General features: G+C 71.5%; 1 protein-coding gene. It reads right to left on the reverse strand.

The window, feature by feature from the left end:
- On the reverse strand, window positions 1-744 hold a 744-nt coding region (locus G3N98_RS39460; RefSeq protein WP_206151145.1), incomplete at both ends, for a condensation domain-containing protein.

Genomic DNA, 744 nt, shown 5'->3' on the forward strand with positions numbered 1-744 from the left:
ACGACGTGTTGGGCGCGGCCGACTTGGCGCGCACGCGCGGCGTTGCCGGCCGTCAGCGTGCCCGACAGCAGCGACACGAGGTCGGACGCCGCCCGCGCAGGCGCGTCGACGGTGCCGGACGCCGCCTGCCATGCCTGGCGCTGCGCGGCCGACAGCACGCCCGCGTCGCCCAGCGGCGCATCGTCCGGCAGCGTCAGCAACAGGTCCAGCGCCGCGTGGAACTGTTCGACCACCTCGTCCGCCTCGCCCCGCTCCAGCACGCCGTCGCGTGTCAGCAGCACGCCGCCGTAGCCCGCGCCGTCGCGATGCAGGTTCATCGTCAGGTCGTATTCGGTTTCCGTTTCCGGCGTGTCCTCGAACGCGACGTCCAGCGCGCCGATCCGCACCTGGCGAACCGGCGCCTCCTGCATCGAGAACACCACCTGGAACAGCGGCGTCAGCGACGCGTCGCGCGGGCCGGCGTAACGCTCGACCAGCTTTTCGAACGGATAGTCCTGATGCGCGTGCGCGGCCATCACGCAGTCGCGCACCCGTTCGATCCATGCGCGCGTGCTGCAGGCCGCCGGGAACGCCACGCGCAATGCGAGCAGGTTGACGAAAAAGCCGACGAGCTCTTCGGTGCGGCTCGACGCGCGGTTGGCGACCGGCGAGCCGACCACCAGGTCGTGCTGCCCGGTGCGCCGCGACAGCATCAGCAGGAACGCGGACAGGAACACGACGTACGGCGTCGTCCGCAAGCGCCGC

It is taken from the genome of Burkholderia sp. Tr-20390 (assembly GCF_017104595.1).
Classification (GTDB): Bacteria; Pseudomonadota; Gammaproteobacteria; order Burkholderiales; family Burkholderiaceae; genus Burkholderia.